Source organism: Bradyrhizobium sp. T-12 (assembly GCF_058314695.1).
This window is the reverse complement of the sequence record NZ_CM177756.1, coordinates 4,091,785-4,110,595: the sequence shown is the minus strand read 5'-3', so window position 1 is coordinate 4,110,595 and position 18,811 is coordinate 4,091,785. Positions and strand designations below refer to the sequence as shown.

At 64.6% G+C, this 18,811-nt stretch carries 15 protein-coding genes; 3 read left to right on the top strand and 12 right to left on the bottom strand.

The features are described from left to right. Positions 1–52 precede the first annotated feature (52 nt). The 7 genes from AC0WRY_RS19465 to AC0WRY_RS19435 all read right to left on the bottom strand — a co-directional run bounded on the left by AC0WRY_RS19465 (position 53) and on the right by AC0WRY_RS19435 (position 7,152). Positions 53–334 carry a hypothetical protein gene (locus AC0WRY_RS19465; RefSeq protein WP_194402416.1) on the bottom strand — a complete coding sequence of 94 codons (282 nt, stop codon included), beginning with the start codon at positions 332–334 and terminating at the stop codon, positions 53–55. A gap of 20 nt (positions 335–354) precedes the next feature. Further along, positions 355–1,221 (bottom strand): hypothetical protein, encoded by an 867-nt coding sequence (locus tag AC0WRY_RS19460; RefSeq protein WP_194402415.1) that lies wholly within the window; start codon positions 1,219–1,221, stop codon positions 355–357. Positions 1,222–1,456: 235 nt separating this feature from the next. Then, the gene (locus tag AC0WRY_RS19455) at positions 1,457–2,791 is read right to left on the bottom strand and encodes an ABC transporter substrate-binding protein (RefSeq protein WP_194402414.1); all 1,335 of its coding nucleotides are present in this window, start codon (positions 2,789–2,791) and stop codon (positions 1,457–1,459) included. 11 nt (positions 2,792–2,802) lie between these two features. Continuing rightward, the gene (locus AC0WRY_RS19450) at positions 2,803–3,672 is read right to left on the bottom strand and encodes a carbohydrate ABC transporter permease (RefSeq protein WP_491120513.1); all 870 of its coding nucleotides are present in this window, start codon (positions 3,670–3,672) and stop codon (positions 2,803–2,805) included. After that, on the bottom strand, positions 3,669–4,619 hold the full coding sequence (locus AC0WRY_RS19445; protein ID WP_491120511.1) for a carbohydrate ABC transporter permease: 951 nt from the start codon (positions 4,617–4,619) through the stop codon (positions 3,669–3,671). Before AC0WRY_RS19445 ends, AC0WRY_RS19450 begins: the two co-directional genes overlap by 4 nt. 1 nt (position 4,620) lies before the next feature. Continuing rightward, positions 4,621–5,472 carry a phosphodiesterase gene (locus tag AC0WRY_RS19440; protein ID WP_491120509.1) on the bottom strand — a complete coding sequence of 284 codons (852 nt, stop codon included), beginning with the start codon at positions 5,470–5,472 and terminating at the stop codon, positions 4,621–4,623. A gap of 207 nt (positions 5,473–5,679) precedes the next feature. Beyond that, on the bottom strand, positions 5,680–7,152 hold the full coding sequence (locus AC0WRY_RS19435; RefSeq protein ID WP_491120507.1) for a protein adenylyltransferase SelO: 1,473 nt from the start codon (positions 7,150–7,152) through the stop codon (positions 5,680–5,682). A 196-nt stretch (positions 7,153–7,348) separates the two neighbouring features. Between AC0WRY_RS19435 and aspS the strand changes: the two genes are divergently transcribed. Beyond that, the gene (gene aspS, locus AC0WRY_RS19430; protein ID WP_491120505.1) at positions 7,349–9,121 is read left to right on the top strand and encodes an aspartate--tRNA ligase; all 1,773 of its coding nucleotides are present in this window, start codon (positions 7,349–7,351) and stop codon (positions 9,119–9,121) included. Positions 9,122–9,276: 155 nt separating this feature from the next. Here aspS and AC0WRY_RS19425 read toward each other — a convergent pair whose 3' ends face one another. After that, on the bottom strand, positions 9,277–11,244 hold the full coding sequence (locus AC0WRY_RS19425; RefSeq protein ID WP_491120503.1) for an aq_1923 C-terminal domain: 1,968 nt from the start codon (positions 11,242–11,244) through the stop codon (positions 9,277–9,279). Between the two features lie 246 nt (positions 11,245–11,490). Between AC0WRY_RS19425 and AC0WRY_RS19420 the strand changes: the two genes are divergently transcribed. Both AC0WRY_RS19420 and AC0WRY_RS19415 read left to right on the top strand, forming a co-directional pair. Further along, the gene (locus tag AC0WRY_RS19420; RefSeq protein WP_259211089.1) at positions 11,491–13,800 is read left to right on the top strand and encodes an NADP-dependent malic enzyme; all 2,310 of its coding nucleotides are present in this window, start codon (positions 11,491–11,493) and stop codon (positions 13,798–13,800) included. A gap of 298 nt (positions 13,801–14,098) precedes the next feature. Beyond that, the gene (locus AC0WRY_RS19415) at positions 14,099–14,551 is read left to right on the top strand and encodes a DoxX family protein (RefSeq protein WP_491120500.1); all 453 of its coding nucleotides are present in this window, start codon (positions 14,099–14,101) and stop codon (positions 14,549–14,551) included. 122 nt (positions 14,552–14,673) lie between these two features. On the opposite strand, the gene AC0WRY_RS19410 is transcribed toward AC0WRY_RS19415, so the two are convergent. From AC0WRY_RS19410 to AC0WRY_RS19395, 4 genes are all read right to left on the bottom strand, one after another. Next, positions 14,674–15,231, bottom strand: a complete 558-nt coding sequence (locus AC0WRY_RS19410; RefSeq protein ID WP_194402405.1) for a dihydrofolate reductase family protein — start codon at positions 15,229–15,231, stop codon at positions 14,674–14,676. 7 nt (positions 15,232–15,238) lie between these two features. Next, complete coding sequence (locus AC0WRY_RS19405) at positions 15,239–16,261, bottom strand: polysaccharide deacetylase family protein (RefSeq protein ID WP_194408324.1); 1,023 nt, start codon at positions 16,259–16,261, stop codon at positions 15,239–15,241. Between the two features lie 164 nt (positions 16,262–16,425). Then, on the bottom strand, positions 16,426–16,995 hold the full coding sequence (locus AC0WRY_RS19400) for a glutathione peroxidase (protein ID WP_194402404.1): 570 nt from the start codon (positions 16,993–16,995) through the stop codon (positions 16,426–16,428). Positions 16,996–17,087: 92 nt separating this feature from the next. After that, positions 17,088–18,695 (bottom strand): L,D-transpeptidase, encoded by a 1,608-nt coding sequence (locus AC0WRY_RS19395; RefSeq protein WP_491120497.1) that lies wholly within the window; start codon positions 18,693–18,695, stop codon positions 17,088–17,090. Positions 18,696–18,811: the final 116 nt, after the last annotated feature.

Sequence of the window (18,811 nt, the reverse complement as noted above, 5' to 3'; positions counted from 1 at the left end):
CCCGTCAAAACTGATTTGCTCGAAATTGCCGAAAGTCCTCGTCGTCCGGGGATCAGGCCACACCGTTATCCCGTCCGGCTTGCGCGAGCTGGTCCATGAACAGATTGTCGATATGGCCCCGCAGCTCCGCGATGATCTTTCTCAAGGCCTCGGTGACCGCTTGCAGCTCGGCGATGCCGGACGTGAAATTGCGTTGCGTGATCTCGAGATCGAGGTCGGAGAGGGCTTGCAGCTGCTGCTCGATCTTCTGTCGATCCGCGTCCGTGGTCGCCTTCGTCAATGCCTCTTGAAGCGGCACTTTGAGGTCCTGAATGATTTCCAGCGCGGTGGGCATACGTCGCCTCCCATTCGAAATTACTTGGTCGCAAGCTCCGCAAGATGCTTCTTTGCGCTCTGCGCGACAGCATCCATTTCGATCGCAACCGCTGTCAGGCCGGTGATGGTGCTGACGACGGTGGGGGGTGCCTCGGCGGCCAGTTTGGCCCGTTCAAGCGCTTTCGCGGTCGCATCAATCAAGATGACCCAGTCCGCCAGCAATTTCCTGTACGTATTGACCTTGTCTGTATCGGCCGCAGTCAGGCCTGCTCTCACCGCGGTGTCGCTGTTTCGTATGGCTGCCGTCAGAACCGGAAAAATATACCGCGTCGATTCACGCAGCTCGTGCAGCAACGCCATCACTGTCGGATATGCCTTCACCAGGAAAGTACGAAAGTACTCTCGCGAGCGAAGTTTCAACGCCTCTTGAACGAACGGCAACAGGACCTGGAATGCAGCATCGATCGCGGGCAAGGCGGCCGCGACATGCGGCTCCGCCTTGGTCAGCCCCGAAATGACTGATGAGGTGTCTTTGACACCGGAAATCAACGAACTCTCGAGCGCAGAAATCTTCCCGGCCAACGCCTCGGCGGTTTGCCCGGTCTCCAATCCATAGAGGATGTCGTTATAGGTTTTGATCGTGTCCAGCGAAGCACGTAATGCGGCTGTGCCGGGCGGATCGATGGAGTCGGTGTAATATCTTGCTAGATTGGGATCGAACGTGACCGAGTTCAGGGCCTTCCTGTTGACCCTGAGAAACAGCCAGCGTTCCTGAATCGCAAGCTGATCGAAGATCGACGCGGATGTTGTTTGCGCCTTGTCGAACGCAGCCTTGTAGGCTTCGAATTCGGCGATGCCACCCGTCGCACAGGCATTCAACGCGAAAGCCGCAGCGATCAAGAACAAGGCCGCTCTAAGATCTACAATACGCCTATAAAAATAAACAGACCAACGCTCACGCATGATCCCTCACGCCCATCTTATGTGATGAGCGCCTCCCCCAACATCAGATGTTAGGTGAGTGATGCGGATAATGCAACCGCAATATGCGGCGGGAAAATCGCAGGCCGACGGAGGAAGTGGTTTGCCGGGCTGCCGGCGCTCCCGTGGGAAACGCCGGCACGAGTTAGATCCGTGAGACCTACGGCAGCTTCAGCGACGTCTCCGCATTGTAAGGCTTCAGCGTTTCGTCGGCGGCCTTCTGCGCCGCAGCCAACGCTTCCTTCGGCTGCTTCTTGCCGTTGAGGACCAGCATCACCTCGTCCTCGAGGTTCTTGCGGACCGGCACGGTCTTGTAGGTCGCGAACCACGGCTTGGCGACGTCGAGCTGCTCGACGGCGGTCCTGGCATCCGGGTTCTTGTTCAGGAAGTCGACCATGTCAGGCGTCTTGTACGCCGCCATGTTGGGCGCGAAATAGCCGGTGGCGCGGCTCCACCAGCCGCTCTTCTCGGGCGAGGTCATCCACTTGATCAGCGTCCAGGCCGCCTTTTGCTTCTCGGCTTCGAGACCTGCCGGAACGATCAGCGAGGCGCCGCCGATCGGCACGGCGTTGCGGACGTTGCGCGGGATGAAGGCGACCTTGTAGGCGAACTTGGCGTTGTCGCGCACATAGGTGAGCGAGCCCGTCGACAGCATCATCATCGCGGCGTTGCCGGAGATGAAGGCGGTGCTGACGGCAGGTCCTGGCGTTGCGCCGGGCGGATGCACCTTGTGCTTGGTGACGAGATCATTCCACCAGGAGAGCGCCCCCAGCATCGAGGGCGTGTCGTAATAGACCTCGCCGCCGAACTCCTCGTTGTAATAGCGCCCGCCATTGCTCATGGTGAGCGTTTCCATCATCCAGCCGCAATAGTCGTAGGCGCAGGGAATCTCGATGCCCCATTGGGTCACCTTGTCGCCCTCGCGCTTGGTCAGCTTCTTGGCCCAGTCGGTGAGCTCGGCCCAGGTCTGCGGCGGCTGGCTCGGATCGAGGCCCGCTTCCTTGGCCTTGTCGGCGTTGATGTAGAGCAGCGGCGTCGAATTGTGGAACGGCACGCCATAGACCGAGCGGTTGATCACCGCGTTGCCCTGCAGCGCCGGGAAGAACTGGCCCAGAAACTTTTCCTTGGTGGTGCCGTCGGCCTTGATCAGCGCATCGAGGTTGGTGAGCTCGTTCTCGATCTGCATGTCGAGCAGGAAGTTGGCGGACATGATGACCGCGGACGGCGGCTTGCCGGCCTTGATCGCGGCGCGCGTCTTGATCAGCGTGTCGTCATAGGAGCCGGTGTAGACCGCGGTCGCCTTGATGTCGGGGTGACCTTCGTTGAACTCCTTGATCAGGGTGCCCATGTCGCGGGCGAGCTTGCCGTCGACCGGGACGGGGAAGAACAGATCGATCTCGGTCGGACCTTCGCCGGCGAGAGCGGGAAAGGCGAGGGCGCTTGCCAAAGAGCCTGCCGTGGCAAGGCCGAGCATGAGCCTGCGGGAGAACAGCATCGGAAAATCTCCTATTTGATGCCTGAGGTGACGAAAGAGCTGATGAAGCGCTTCTGGAAGATCAGGAAGGTGACGAGCAGCGGGGCGATCACCATCAATGTGCCGGCGGCGATGGTGCCCCAGGCCTGCGTGCCTTCGGCGGTCTTGGTGAAGACGGACAGGCCCACGGTGAGCGGCCGCTTGTCCGGCGAATTGATCACCATCAGCGGCCACAGGAAGTCGTTCCAGTGGCTGGTGACGGAGATGATGGCGAAGGCCGAGAAGCTCGGCATCGACAGCGGCACGTAGATATGGCGGATGCGCTGCAATAGGCTGGCGCCGTCGATCAGGGCCGCGTCTTCCAGCTCGGTCGGAATCGCCTCGAAGGCCTGGCGCATCAGGAAGGTGCCGAAGGCGGAGGCGAAGAACGGCATCATCACGCCGGTGAGCGTGTCGTAGAGGCCGAGCCGCGCCACCAGCGACAGGTTTGGCACGATCAGCAGCACCGGCACCAGCATCAGCTGCATCAGGAACAAATAGAAGATCAGCGTCTTGCCGACGAAGGCGAGGCGCGCGAAGGCAAAGCCCGCGAGCGTGATCGTGACGAACTGCACCAGCAGGATGCCGGCGCAGATGATCGTGGTGTTGAGCGTGTAGCGCGGGAAATCGCCGATCTCCCAGGCATCCCTGATGTTGTCGAGAGTCGGCTTCAGGCTCGGCATCAGCTCGGCCATGGCGTTGATGCCGTCGGAAGCCGGGCGCAGCGTCGCCACGACCATCCACAGGAAAGGGATGAGCCAGACGATCGCGAGCAGCACGGTCAGCAGAAAGCCGAGCTTTGGGGTGATCTCGCCCCTTGTGGCGAGCGGGGCGTCTTTGTAGAGCCGCTCCATCAGCTTCATGGCCCGCCCTCGCGGTTCGCCATGGTGCGGAACGACAGCGCGGTGAGGCTCATCAGCGCGGCGAGCGTCAGCAGCGTCGCGGCCGAAGCCTTGCCGACGTCGTAATGCTCGACGGCCTGCTGGTAGATGTAGAACAGCACGAGACTGGTCGAATTGGACGGCCCGCCCTGGGTCATGACGAAGACGTGGTCGACCTGCGTCACCGCGTTGAGGATCGCGATGACGGTGACGAACAGGAAGGTGGGCTTGAGCTCCGGCAGAATGATGTGGCGCAGGCGCATGTAGGGCCCGGCGCCGTCGAGATGAGCGGCCTCCATCACGTCCTCCGGAACGGCCTGGAGGCCGGCAAGGAAGAACAGCATGTAATAGCCGGCGTTCTTCCAGATCGTGATGACCATGATCGCGTGGAGCGCGACATCGGGGTCGCCGAGCCAGTTCGGCAGCACCGGAAGCAGCCGGCCGATGTAGAAGTCGAGCAGGCCGACATTGGGCAGGAAGATGAACATGAACAGCGCGGAGGCCGCCACCATCGGGATCAGCACCGGCAGGAACAGCGCGGCGCGCAGCGCGCTGCTGACGGCATGGGTGCGCGACAGCGCCAGTGCGAACAGCAGCGCGAGCGCGATGCTCGGGATCGCGGTGCCGACGGCGTAGATCAAATTGTTAACGACGGCACCGGTGAAGGCGGGGTCGGCCAGCACCGCGCTGATATTGTCGAGACCGACGAAACGGACCGGCGCCTTGGGCGTGGCACGCTGATAGAGCGCATCGACCAGTACGCGCCCCATCGCGCCATAGGTGAACAGCGCGAGGAAGATCAGCGAGGGCAGCAGCAGCAGATAGGCCGGCAGCGAAGCTTTGAGACGGGTGGTGAGGCGCTTCAGGACATCCAGGCGCGGCGCTGCCGAGGTCGCGACCGGGAGAGCCGCGGGTTCAGCGAGGCTCATCTCACCGCGCCGCGAAGTTGAGCGCATAGTGGCGGCCATCCACTCCCGCCGGAGGCTCGAAGGGGAAGCGCAGGCTTTGGTCGAGGAAGTCGTGGCTGTGCACGACGAGATTGTCGTCGTCGATCAGCGCCACGCCATAGGCCGGCGGCTCGTGGCTCGCCAGATGGTCGGTGGCATTGGCGTCCAGCTCGAACCAGACCTGGTGATTGGTGCCGCGCAGGGTCGAGAACGGGATCTTGCCGTAGCTGCCGAAGATCGGGCGGTGCACATGGCCGAAGAAGAGGTGGCGGATGCGCGCGCGATAGGGCGCGATCACCTCGGCAAACTCGGCGCTCTGCTTCAGTCCGATCTCGTCCATCGCGGGCACGCCGACCGGGAAGGGCGGGTGATGCATGAATACGACGAACTCTTGGTCGGCGGGCGCGGCTGCAAGTGTGCTCGCGAGCCAGCCGAGGCGCTTGGCGCACATCTCGCCGGCATGGCTGGTCTCGTCCAGCGTGTCCAGGAAGACGAACAGGCCGTGCTCGGTGGTCCGCGTGCCCTGCACGAAGCCGTTGGCATCGCGCGGCGCGGCTTTCAGCGCGTCGAGGCAGGTGACGCGCTTGTCGTGATTGCCGACCATGGCGATGTAGGGAATCTTCAGTGCGGCCATCGCGTCGGCGAAATTGGCGTAGGATTCCGCTTCGCCCCAATGGGTGAGGTCGCCGGTCACGACCGCAAACGCGGCGTCGGACTGATGCTTGTTGATGTCGGCAATCGCCGCGTCCAGCCGGGCGCGCGGATCGAGGCCGTAAAGCGTCGAGCCGGGGTTCGCCAGATGCGTGTCGGTGAGGTGGATGAATTTGAAGGGCATGCGCGCGCTGTGTCGGGATGGTTAGAGGACGGACGCCTCCGGCAAGACGACCCTGACAGGCGGTTAGAGCGCGTGTGTTTCAGTTTGATGACAGCGGTTCCCGCGCACGGGACGTGTCCACAACGCCCGCGGGACGAGGATGCGCCGCGCAAGGCGCAATCCACGTAGTGAACCAATTAGAGATGGTCGTGCGCGGTCGGACCCGCCTCACGTCCCGCAGAACGTCCGCAGCACCCGCTGGTCCGGCAGCGGCGGATCGGCGTAGGCCGCATACTCCGGCTGGTCCTCGAACGGATTTGCCAGCACCTTCACCAATTCCTCGAACGGCGCGTAGTCGTTGTCGTGCACGGCAGCCTGGATCACGGCTTCGACGCGGTGGTTGCGCGGGATGAACATGGGATTGACGGCGTGCATGGCGGCTTGCCGCTCGGCTGCGCCTTGCTGCTCCAGCGCGATGCGCGCGCGCCAGCGGCCGGCCCATTCGTCGAAGGCCGCAGGCTCCATGAACTGCGCGCGGACGTCGGCGGCGTCATCGGCCGCGGCGTCGCCGAGCTTGCGGAAGGTGAGGGTGAAGTCGGCCTGGTTCTTGGCCATGGCATCGAGCAGGTCCTGGATCAGGGCCTCGTCGCCGTCGCGCTCCGTGAACAGGCCGACCTTCTTGCGCAGGCCAGCCTGATAGGCGGCACTGAACTGGTCCGCGAAGGCGCCGAGAATGTCCTGGGCTTCGGCGACCGCCTTCTCTTGGTCATCGGAAAACAGCGGCAGCAGGCATTCAGCGAGCCGCGTCAGATTCCACAGCGCGATGCGCGGCTGGTTGGCATAGGCGTAGCGGCCCATCTCGTCGATCGAGGAAAACACCTGTGCGGGGTTGTAGGCGTCCATGAAGGCGCAGGGGCCGTAATCGATGGTCTCACCGGAGATGGAGCTGTTGTCGGTGTTCATCACGCCATGGATGAAGCCGACCAGCAGCCAGCGCGCGACGAGCTCGGCCTGACGCGCGACGACGCCGGCGAGCAGCGCATGATAGGGGCGCTCCGCTTCGCGCAGCTGCGGATAGTGCCTGACAATGACATGATCGGCGAGGGCGCGGATCGCGTCGGTGTCGCGGCGGGCGGCGAAGAACTGGAAGGTGCCGACCCGGATATGGCTGGAGGCGACGCGCGTCAGCACCGCGCCGGGCAGCGCGGTCTCGCGGATGACGTGATCGCCGGTGACGACGGCGGCGAGCGAGCGCGTGGTCGGGATGCCCAGAGCGAACATCGCTTCGCTGACGATGTATTCGCGCAGCACCGGCCCGAGTGCCGCGCGTCCGTCGCCGCGGCGGGAGAACGGGGTGGGGCCCGAGCCCTTGAGCTGGATGTCGCGGCGGACGCCCTCCCGGTCGATGACCTCGCCGAGCAGGATGGCGCGTCCGTCGCCGAGCTGGGGCACGAAATGGCCGAACTGATGCCCGGCATAGGCCATGGCGATGGGGTCGGCGCCGTCGGGAACCGTCTTGCCGGCCAGGATCGCCGCACCTTCCGGGGTGTCCAGCATGTCCGGATCGAGCCCGAGCTGGACCGCCAGCGGCCGGTTCAGCTTGATCAGCCGGGGGGCCGTGACCGGGGTCGGCGCGACGCGGGCGAAGAAGCTGTCCGGCAGCGCCGAATAGGAGTTCTGGAAGGGGAAATGCACTGTCATGGCCTCAAGATAGGGCTGGAACGCCTGATGGCAAAGGCTTGGGCTCCGATAAGCCAAAAATGGGCCCTCCGGGTCCAAAACAGGCCGTTCCCTTGGTTGCCGCCTTGGGCCTCGTCGGGTAAACCCTGCCGCAATCTCGGACCGGCCGTGACAGGCCGTCCGATTCGACCCCTCCGACATTGATTTTGGGACGACCATGCATCGCTACCGGTCACATACATGCGGCGCGCTCCGCGAGAGCAACATCGGCGAGACGGTCCGCCTTTCGGGCTGGGTCCATCGCGTCCGCGACCATGGCGGCGTGCTCTTCATCGATTTGCGCGACCATTACGGCCTGACCCAGTGCGTGGTCGATCCGGACTCGCCGGCATTCGCGCAGGCCGAGAAGCTGCGTTCGGAATTCGTGGTGCGGATGGACGGCAAGGCCCGCCGCCGCCCCGAGGGCACCGACAATGACGATCTGCCGACCGGCAAGATCGAGATCTATGTCACCGAGATCGAGGTGCTGGGCCCGGCGGGCGACCTGCCGCTGCCGGTGTTCGGCGACCAGGAATATCCCGAAGACATCCGCCTGAAGTACCGCTTCCTCGATCTGCGCCGCGAAAAGCTGCACCAGAACATCATGACGCGCGTCGAGATCATCAAGTCGATGCGCCGGCGCATGGAGGGGCAGGGCTTCTTCGAGTTCAACACCCCGATCCTGACCGCGTCCTCGCCGGAAGGCGCGCGCGACTTCCTGGTGCCCTCGCGCATCCATCCCGGCAAGTTCTACGCGCTGCCGCAGGCGCCGCAGCAGTACAAGCAGCTGCTGATGATGTCGGGCTTCGACCGCTACTTCCAGATCGCGCCCTGCTTCCGCGACGAGGACCCGCGCGCCGACCGTCTGCCGGGCGAGTTCTACCAGCTCGACGTCGAGATGAGCTTTGTCACGCAGGAGGACGTGTTCGCGGCGATGGAGCCCGTGATCACCGGCGTGTTCGAGGAGTTCGCCAAGGGCAAGCCGGTGACGAAAGGCTGGCGCCGGATTCCGTTTGCCGAGGCGCTGCGCAAATACGGTAGCGACAAGCCGGATCTGCGCAACCCCATCGAGATGCAGGACGTCTCCGAGCATTTCCGCGGAAGCGGCTTCAAGGTGTTCGCGCGCATGCTAGAGGATCCCAAGAACCAGGTCTGGGCCATTCCCGCGCCGGGCGGCGGCAGCCGTGCGTTCTGCGACCGCATGAACTCGTGGGCGCAGGGCGAAGGCCAGCCCGGCCTCGGCTACATCATGTGGCGCGAAGGCGGCGAGGGTGCAGGTCCCCTTGCGAACAACATCGGGCCCGAGCGCACCGCTGCGATTCGCGCGCAGATCGGCACCAAGGAGGGCGATGCCGCCTTCTTCGTCGCCGGCGATCCCGACAAGTTCTGGAAGTTCTCTGGTTTGGCCCGCAACAAGGTCGGCGAGGAATTGAACCTCACCGACAAGGAGCGGTTCGAGCTCGCCTGGATCGTCGACTTCCCGATGTACGAGTACAACGACGAGGACAAGAAGGTCGACTTCTCGCACAACCCGTTCTCGATGCCGCAGGGCGGCCTCGAGGTGCTGAAGGGCCAGGATCCGCTGACCATCAAGGCGTTCCAGTACGACATCACCTGCAACGGCTACGAGATCGCCTCGGGCGGCATCCGCAACCACGTGCCGGAAGCGATGGTGAAGGCGTTCGAGATCGCGGGCTACGGCGAGCAGGAAGTGGTCGACCGCTTCGGCGGCATGTACCGCGCCTTCCAGTACGGTGCGCCGCCGCATGGCGGCATGGCCGCGGGTGTCGACCGCATCGTGATGCTGCTCTGCGGCACCACCAATCTGCGCGAGATCTCGCTGTTCCCGATGAACCAGCAGGCCATGGACCTGCTGATGGGCGCGCCGTCGGAAGCGACGACGAAGCAGCTGCGCGAGCTGCATGTGCGGGTGAACCTGCCGCAGAAGTGAGGCTGCACGCCTGGTCTCGTGCCCCGGACGCAGCGCAGCACGCAGTGATGCGCTGCCGAGCCGGGGCCCCTGTCGCGGTGAACCGCAAGCTCTCTGGGTACCGGCTCTGCGTCGCGTCATTTCATGCCGCGCCGCGTCCGGGACACGAGATCAAACTACAACCCCGTCGACGCCTCGATCCTGAACTGCGCCAGCGCGTTCTCCGGGTCGGTCTGGATCAGCTGCATCAATTGCATCAGCGGCACCTTGGCGCGCGGCGCGAGCTTGACGGTCAGCGTCTGACCTGATGTCTCGACGAAGCCGGCGAGCGCATCCACCGCGCCCTTGGCATCGGCGCTGGCCCCCGCGATCTTCTCGCCTTGCGCCCTGATCATCTCGACGATGGCGTTGCGTGCGGCGTCGCGGCTGACATTCTGGATGCGCGCGAACTGCGCGACGACGAGGTCGACGACGCCGCTGTCGCGCAGCGAGAGCTCGAGCGCACCGGTCTCGACCTGCGCCGCCTGGCCCATCGCCTGCACCGGATCGGACGTGAACAGGCCGCGCGGCACGTTGGCGAGCGCGAAGCCGACTTGCGCTTTGGCAAGGTTGCCGAGATCGATCGTGGCCGGCGCAAGCGCGAACGCGCCCGTCGATTCCGTCCAGGCCGCGCCGAGATCGAGGTCGATGGCGAGCTTGTCCACGCCCGCCATGATCAGCGGCTGCAACGCCGGATTGGCGGGATCGGTCGGCGTGACCATCTTCACCACCAGATTGGCTTTGCTCGGGATCGATCCGACCAGTTGGCCCCAGTTCAGGCTGATCGTGTCGATGGTGAAGAGCTGCCGCGTCGTCTTGTACGGCGAGACCACGCCCTTGATCTCGGCGCCTTCGAGCACGCGGAACAGGCCGAGCATCTGATCGGGCGAGGGCGGCTGTCCCGGCGTCTTCAGGCTTGCTGCCCAGCGCATCAGATTTCCGGCGCTGAAGGACCTCAGCGTGAAGCGCTCCATCTTGAGCTGGCCCTGCGGCATCGGCATCTCCAGGCCTTCCAGCGCGATCTTGTCCTGATCGTATTTGACCGCGTTGAGCCGTCCCGTCCCTTGCGGCGTCTCGACCGTTTGCTTGCCGACTTCCGCCTTGCCGATCCGAAAGCCCTCGAAGAAGTCGGCCACCTTCTCGATCATGTCGCGCGATTGCGTCGGCGTCGGGATCGAGCCGTCAGCCGGCACCAGCGCGATGATCTCGGCCGGGCGGAATTTCGAGGGACGGATCGCAATGTCGTCGAAGGTGATGCCGTCGATCAGCGCGCGCACGCCTGGCGCCGTCGTCACCACATATGAATTCACTGAAATGCGTCGATAGATCCTGTGAAAATTGTCATCGCTCGACACTTGCTGATCGAGCGCGGCCCTGACGGCGGTCGCGTCGAAATCGTAGATGGCGAGACCCGACATTTCGCCGGTCATTTTCGCGGGCTTGCCCGGCTGGGCCAGGTCGAGCGTAAAGCTGACGTGGTCCGTCTTCGCGGTTTCGATCTTGCCGCGCTTGAGGTTCTGGACCGACAGACCCGAATAGACGTAGTCGCCGCTGCCGGCATTGCCGCTGCCGGCATCGACGTTGACCGCGATGGTCGGCGCCGTGATCGAGGACGCCGAGACGGTCGCGTATTGCGCGAGCATGAAACGGTACATGTCGATGATCGAGCCGGACAGCGGCGTGCCGTCTGCACGGGTCGGGCCGTAAAAGTCGCGCGCGCTGATTTGCGGGATCTTGTAGTTCGCTTTCAGCTTCGCCTGCTCGCTGGACGTGTAGGCGACCTCGACGCCGGACAGGTCAATGTTGTCGGCCGAGAAATGGGCCTCGTCTGGCTGGCGGACACCGACGGCCGTGACCTTTGCGACCTTGATGTTGGCGAGCTGTGGCTGGGCGGGTTCGACCGCGATGTCCTCGATGGTCAGTGTCCGGGTCGCGAGCTCGAACGTGACCTTGCCATGGCTCGCCTTGCCGCCGCCCGAGCGGATCCGCTCGAACGCCGCCTCGACCTCGCCGGTGGCCCGGTGCTGGACATAGAGGTTGAAGCCGAACCATCCGCCCGCGCCGAGCCCGGCTGCCACGATCAGGCCGATCAGGATTCGCTTCATTTCCGGCTCCAGTTGCTCGTTCTGCACCGCGCAACCTGCCATATTCGCGAAACGCCGCGCGGTCCAGGGAAAGCTATGGTTTTCAAACATTTGGCCGCACGCCCTGTTGATGGGCGCGCAATCGGATGTTGCCACCGGGGCGCCCGGCGTGCTTCATCCCGTTTCCATGACCCGGAAATACGGTTCGCTTGGACAGCGGCCCCGGATCGTGCATTTTGAGGCGGGTAACGCGAGGCAAGAGACCGCATGTCGTCCTATTCTGATGATCTCCACCAGGCGGCGCTCGCCTACCATCGTCTGCCGCGCCCCGGCAAGCTCGAGATCCAGGCGACCAAGCCGCTTGCCAACCAGCGCGACCTCGCGCTGGCCTATTCTCCGGGCGTTGCCGCGGCCTGTACCGAGATCGCCAAGAACCCGGCGGAAGCCGCCACCTTGACGACCCGCGCCAATCTGGTCGCCGTGGTCTCCAACGGCACCGCGGTGCTCGGCCTCGGCAATATCGGCCCGCTGGCCTCCAAGCCCGTCATGGAAGGCAAGGCGGTCCTGTTCAAGAAATTTGCCGGCATCGACGTGTTCGACATCGAGATCGCCGCCGACACGATCGACCGCGTGGTCGAGACTGTCGCGGCGCTCGAGCCGACCTTCGGCGGCATCAATCTGGAGGACATCCGGGGACCCGAGTGTTTCGAGATCGAGACGCGCTTGAAGGAGCGCATGAAGATCCCGGTCTTCCATGACGACCAGCACGGCACCGCCATCATCGTCGCCGCCGCCATCACCAATGGTCTCAGGCTGAACGGCAAGAAGCTGTCCGACGTCAAGATCGTGGCGTCGGGGGCAGGGGCCGCGGCCATCGCGACGCTCAATCTCCTGGTGTCGATGGGCGCGCAGCGCAAGAACATCTGGGTCTGCGACATCGACGGGCTCGTGCACGAGGGCCGCAACACCACGATGGACCGCTGGAAGGCGGTCTATGCGCAGAAGACCGACAAGCGTACGCTCGGCGACGTCATCGGCGGTGCCGACATCTTCATCGGTCTCTCGGCGCCGGGCGTGCTGACGCCTGACATGGCCAAGGCGATGGCGGACAAGCCGCTGATCATGGCGCTCGCCAATCCGACACCGGAGATCATGCCGGAGGAGGCGCGGAAAGCGCGGCCCGACGCCATGATCTGCACCGGGCGCTCCGATTATCCGAACCAGGTCAACAACGTCCTCTGCTTTCCCTTCATCTTCCGCGGCGCGCTCGACGTCGGCGCGACCGCGATCAACGAGGAGATGAAGCACGCCGCGGTCGAGGCCATCGCGCAGCTCGCGCGCGAGGCGCCGTCGGATGCGGTGGCGCTCGGGGTCGAAACCAGCGAGGCGGGCGGTTTCGGCCCGGGCTCGCTGATCCCGAGCCCGTTTGATCCCAGGCTGATCCTGCGCGTGGCGCCGGCGGTTGCGAAGGCGGCGATGGAGTCCGGCGTCGCGACGCGTCCCATCACCAATTTCGACGAATATGCTGCGCAGCTCATGCGCTTCGCGTTCCGCTCCGGCCTCGTCATGAAGCCGATGTTCGCCAAGGCCAAGACCCAGCCGGTGCGCGTGATCTACGCCGAAGGCGAGGACGAGCGCGTGCTGCGCGCCACGCAGGTGGTGCTGGAGGAGAATTTGGCGCGGCCGATCCTGGTCGGCCGCCCTTCGGTCGTGGAGGCGCGCATCAAGCGCTTCGGCCTCTCGATCCGCGCCGGCAAGGATTTCGACCTCGTCAATCCCGAAGACGATCCGCGCTACCGTTCCTACGTGCAGTCCTATGTCGAGGTCGCCGGCCGCCGCGGCGTGACGCCGGATGCGGCCCGCACCGTGGTGCGGACCAACAACACGGTGATCGCCGCGCTCGCGGTCACGCGCGGCGAGGCGGACGCCATGCTGTGCGGCGTCGAGGGCCGCTATATGAGCCATCTGCGCCATGTCCGCGAGATCGTCGGATTCTGTCCGGGCATCAGCGACTATGCGGCGCTGGCGCTGCTGATCACGAGCAAGGGCGCCTTCTTCATCGCCGACACGCAAGTTCGCCCCAATCCGAGCGCGGAAGAGCTGGCCGAGATCGCATCGCTCGCGGCGGTCCACGTTCAACGCTTCAACATCAAGCCGAAGATCGCCTTCATCTCGCATTCGGATTTCGGCAGCTACGACACCGACTCCTCGCGCAAGATGCGCCTGGCGACCCAGCTGTTGAAGGACAAGCATCCCGAGATCGAGGCCGACGGCGAGATGCAGGGCGATACGGCTCTCTCCTCGGCTGCGCGAAGAATGGTGCTGCCGCATTCCAAGCTGGAGGGCGAGGCCAACATCCTGATCATGCCGACGCTGGACACCGCCAACGTCGCCTATCAGATGATCAAGTCGCTGGCGGACGCGCTGCCCGTCGGCCCGATCCTGGTCGGACCGGCGCGCCCCGCGCACATCCTCACCCCGTCGGTGACGGCGCGCGGCATCCTCAACATGACGGCAGTCGCGGTGGTCGAAGCGCAGGAGCGCGCGGCGCGGCAACAGCCGACGTTGTTCACGTAAGGCTGGCTCCAGCGTCATCGGCGGTGCAATCCCTTCTCCCCTTGTGGGAGAAGGTGGCGCGAAGCGCCGGATGAGGGGTATCTCTCCGCGAGTGGCCATCGCGAGAGTTTGCTGTGCCGAGAGATACCCCTCATCCATCTCGCCGCTGCGCGAGCCACCTTCTCCCGCAAGGGGAGAAGGTAAGAGGCGCCAACCTTGAATTCCTTTCACTTCTCCATTTCGCTGTTTGTAAACCGGCGCACGACTCTCCATAATCTGCTCACGCGTTCCGCGCTCTAAGCTTGCCAAGAGGCCGATCATGCCAGCGTTCGTGACTTTCGGGCGAATTCTGTTCGCCGTGCTGTTCATCTACACGGGCGCGACCAAGCTCTTTGCCATCCAGGCGACGGCCGACTTCATCGCCAGCAAGGTCGTGGTGCCCGACATCGTCGCGCCCTACGCCAAGCAGCTCGAGACGGCGACCGCCATGACCACGCCGCAGTTGCTGGCGATCGCGATCGGCGGGCTCGAGATCATCGCGGGGTTGATGATCGCGCTGAATTTCGGCGCGCGGTTCTTCGCGATGCTGATGATCATCTACGTCGCGGTTGCGACGGTGGTGCTCGATGACTTCTGGAACCAGGCTGCGCCCGACAATGCCAAGATGGTGGTCGACGCGCTGAAGAACCTCTCGATCATCGGCGCCTTGTTCATGCTGATGGGTTACGGCCGCACCACGCGTCCGGCCGAGGCCGCCTACGGGGACGTCTAGCCGCGAGCTGGCAGCCGGGCGTCAGCTCCCGAGGTCCCAAGTTTGATGTGATCATTCCGTGAGGTGGTCACCGGTAACAAGATGCCGGTACTGTGCATGGGGTTGATCTTCGGTTTTTAACTTCAGGCCTGGCGTCGACGCCACGGCGTCACCGTCACCTCGTGCCCGGAGTCGAGGAGATACGGCGCGCCGGGCTTCAGCCCGTGCGAGGCCAACACCTCATGCGGCGTCCGCTGGGGCACGCCGACGAAACAGCCTTCGCCGCCGGGCAGGCGCACATGCGGGGCTTCCGACAGCCAGAACGTGTCATAGCGGTCCATGAACAGGTCGAACACGACGGGGCCGCCGATGATTGCGACCGTGCCGGAGGCGACATCCGCAAAGGCGCAGGCCTCCTCGAAGCTCGCATGATCCGGATTCCACAGCGTCGCGTTCGGCATCTCGGGATCGACGGTGAGGGCCTTGATCCTGCGCGTCAGGATCAGCCGCTTGCGCTTCGGCGAGTTCGGCTGCTGCTCATGCGAGTTGCGGCCGTGCACGATCAGCGCGGCGCGATCGAGGGCCTGCTCGAAGAACAGCTTGTCGCCGTCGAACTTCAGGCTGTCGGGCATGACATGGGTGGCGTCGGCAAGCATGCCGTCCGCCGAGACGATGACGTAGCCTTCGATCTGGAAAGACAATGGCCGTCTATTCGGAAACCGTCGTCACCACGGAATTGACCGGGCGCTGGCTCACCGTCGGCAGCTTGACGTCCTTGAGCAGCTCCTGGTCGTATTCGGGCAGCGTCGACGCCGGGAATTTGGCGCGCATCGCCACCACCTTGTAGCCGCCGGCTTTGAGGCGCTTGAGCAGCTCGGGCAGGGCTTCCGCCGTGTGCTTCTGGAAGTCGTGCATCAGGATGATGCCCTTGCCCTTGGTGTCGAGCTTCTTCATCACGGTCTCGACCACCTTCTCGGGCTTGGAGGCCTTGAAGTCGAAGGAATCGATGTCGCAGGAGAAGATCGCGGTGTTGCGGTTGCCGAGATAGGTGACCATCTCCGGCGGATGCTGGAGCGCCGGGAAGCGGAAGAACGGCGAGGGCGAGATGCCGCCGAGCGCCCACTTCACCGCGGACAGGCCTTTCTCGATCTCTTCCTTGCGCTGTGCTTCGGTGAGCTTCTTGTTGTTGAGGTTGGCGTGCGACCAGGTGTGGGTGCCGACGGTGTGGCCGGCGGCGTAGACCTGCTTCAGGATCTCCGGCTCGTAGGTCGCGTGCTTGCCGATCGAGAAGAAGATGCCGGTGGTGCATTCATCGGCGAGCGCCTTCAGCACCGCGGGCGTGTTCTTCGGCCAGGGGCCGTCGTCGAAGGTCAGCACCACCTCCTTGTCGCGCAGGAAGTCGAGCTCCTTGAAATGCTCGAAGCCGAAGCCGGGACCGCCGGTGGTATCGATCTCGACGGTGCGGGCGACACCGAGCGCGCCTTGCGTGTTGCAGGCCGCGCGCGCCGGCTGCGGGGCTTGCTTGGGCGGAGGCGGATTGACGAAACCTGCTGGCGCCGCCGCTGCGGGAGCGGCCGCCGGAGCCGGGGCGGGTGTTGCAGCTGCCGGCGTCGCCGCCGGTGCGGCTTGCGTCGCGGCTGCGGGCTTCGCGGCCGGGGTCTGCGACCACGCCGCGCCGGTCATGGCCAGAGAGATCGCGCTTGCCAAAATCAGTCCTGCCGCCACGCGCATGGTGTTGTCCTCGAGATTGATCCCGTTGTTCCGCCGCGGCTTTTCGCCTTCGGCCAAACCGTCCTGCCCTTACGATCCTAGCCTAGATGGTGGCCCATCGCCATTGCAACGGCTGTTTGGCATCCCGCCATAATTGTGCCCAGCCGGATGGGCTGCGCCTCGCGTCAGCTGTCGGCCAGCGCCTTGGCAATTGCCGTCTTGATCCGCGTGTCGGCCGGCTCGACCGCTGACGGAAACACGTCGGCGATATAGCCGTCGCGGCCGATCAGGTATTTGTGGAAGTTCCAGCGCGGAACTTCCCGAGGCCGCGCATCGGCGGCCCATTTGTAGAAGGGATGCGCCTTGGCGCCGACGACGGCAGCCTTAGCGGTAATCGGAAAGGTAACGCCATATTGGTGGTGCGCGGTCGCCGTGATCTCGCTGGTGCCGCCGGGCTCCTGGCCGCCGAAATCGTTGGAGGGCACGCCGATCACGGTGAGTCCGCGTTCGCGAAACTCGCTCCAGAGCTCCTGCAGGCCGGCATATTGCGGTGTGTAGCCACACAGCGAGGCGGTGTTGACCACCAGCAGCGGCTTACCGGTGAAAGCGGCGAGGCGGATGTCGTCGCCCGACAAAGCGGGGAAAGAAAACGCATAGGCCGAGATCCGGCTCATGCCGCCATCGGCAAACGCACGCGTCGCCGGCGCGAGCACGCCCGCCAGCGCCACGGTGAGCACGGTCCTGCGGTTCATCATGACGGCATCCCCCGAAATGATCCGGGCCGCATGTTACTCCGCCGGTGCGCCCGGCCTCGTCAACACCGCGTTATCGGCCACAGTGAAGCAGGTCAGTACAGACGAACGATGAAGTCGGTGCCTTCGCCGGTCTCGCCCTGGTTGATGCCCTGGTCGGAGATGATGATGGAGCCGCCTGATGTCAGCATCTCGTTGATCTTCGCCATGGTGTCGGCGGGGATCGAGATGCGGTCGAGCGCCGCGGCCGGGCTGTCCGGCGTGACGACAGGCTTGGCAGCAACGAGCTTGGCGGCAACGGGGATCACAGCAGCGCCAGCCTTGCGGCGGGTGAGGCGGCTGTCGTCCTCGCGTGCCGCGGAACGGGCGGAGACGGGCAGCGACACCACGGACCAGCGCAGCGCATTGGTATCGGTCTTGTCGAGCTCGGCGGTGAAGATGTGCGTGCCGAGCGGACGGTCGCTCGTGGCGATCGTGACCGGGACCTCGAACAGCGGCGCAAAATTCTGCCGCACGTAGAGCTTGGAATCCTTGCGGCTGATGAAGACGGCGATCTGGCCGGCCCGCTTGGGTGTGTCGGGCTTGGCGGTCGGTGCGGGATCGGCGACGCGGGTCTCGTCCTTCTTCGCCTCGGGGGAGCCGGCGACCGCAGGTGCCGGTGCCTCGGGCGTCTTCGCGGAGTCTGCGGCTTGCGTCTTGACCGGCTCGGCCTTGTCGGCGGGCTTGTCCTCGGTCGCCGGCTTGGCGGCTTCTTCCGACGCAGTCTTGGCCGCGTCGGATGCTTCGGCCGTCTCGGCCTTGTCGGCGGGCGCGGCGGCTTCCTCATGCGCCGGCGCATTGCCCGTGGTCACATCCGACATCACGGTGTGGCCGACGGAGGCGCGCAGCTCGAGCACCGCGTCGGCGCTGGCGGTCTTGGTTTCGACAGGCTTGGTCTCGGCGGGCTTAGTTTCAGCGGGCTTGGCTTCGGCGGCTTTGGTCTGCGCTGCGCCCTTGTCTGCCTTGTCGCCGACATTGGTCTGCGGCTCGAGGCTGGCGGCGGGCTGCGGCGGAACGCGCAATGAGGCGAGCATGGGATGAGAGAAGCTGTGCGGCGTCATCTCGCCGGGCGCGACGATGACGCGCGCGCCCATCTTGGTCCAATTCCACATCTTCACCGCGAACGCCATCGGCATCCGGATACAGCCATGCGAAGCCGGATATCCCGGCAGAACGCCGGCATGCATGGCGACGCCGGACCAGGTGATCCGCTGCATGTACGGCATCGGCGCGCCGCTATAGATGTTGGAATGATGGAACTTGTGCTTCTGGATGACGCTGAACACACCCATCGGCGTCGAATGGCCCTTCATGCCCGTCGACACCGGAGATTCCGCGAACACGCCATTGGTGTCGTAGACCGTGACCTTCTGCCGGTCGATCGAGACGACGATAACCAGCGGCCCCTGCGGCTTGGTGCCGGCTTCCTTTTGGGCGACAACTTCCTTCTTGCCGGTCGCGCTGCGTTTCTGCGGCTTCTGGCGCGGTATCTCGGGATGCCGGTCCTGTCGGCCGTAATAGGAGCCGTCGGAATAATCCGTCCAATAGTAATATGCTGCGTCTGCCTGGCTGGTCGCGCCCATCGCACTCGCCGCCGTCACAATGGCGACCTGCCAAAGCCGCGCCGGCTTGGCAGAGAAACCCGACCCGTTCACGCTGTTCATCCTCGAATCCATAATCCAAATCAGACGTTAGTCTCGCAAAGGGGATACGCGTTCACCAGCAGCGCGGTTCTGCCATCAGCTACTTTTGTCCAAGACGTAACAAAAAAGCCTCACAG